Source organism: Pediococcus damnosus (genome assembly GCF_001437255.1).
Lineage (GTDB): Bacteria > Bacillota > Bacilli > Lactobacillales > Lactobacillaceae > Pediococcus > Pediococcus damnosus.
Map to the genome: position 1 here is coordinate 1 of NZ_JQBD01000193.1, position 388 is coordinate 388.

1 protein-coding gene is annotated in these 388 nt (G+C 45.1%); it reads left to right on the top strand.

Going from position 1 to position 388, the window contains the following annotated elements:
- Window positions 1–388, top strand: a 388-nt coding sequence (locus tag IV84_RS11045) for a mucin-binding protein (RefSeq protein ID WP_420865364.1), incomplete at both ends; no start/stop codon positions are given.

A 388-nucleotide genomic window follows, 5' to 3' on the forward strand; every position in this document is an offset into this window, starting at 1 on the left:
ACAGTTACTCGCAAGATCACCTACACAGGTGTGAATGTTAATGACTTAACGGCGCAACAAAAAGCAGCGTTGAGTCCAGAGCAATTGGCTGACTTAACCGCAGGTTACGTAACTCAAACTGGGACTTATACTCGAAACGCAACGGTTGACAGTACAACTGGTAAATTAGTTGGATATACTCCATGGACGTTAACGGATAATACTGGTGATACTAATGATACGAATGATGGCTTTACGGCCGTTACGAGTCCAGTGGTTCCAGGTTATACCGCTGATAAAGCGAGTGTTGGTGCCATTACCTTAAACGACGCAGACGTTACTGGTTTCCAAGCAAATTCAGATGACACGACGGTTAACTATACTGCCGGTAAGACGACCACAGTTACGC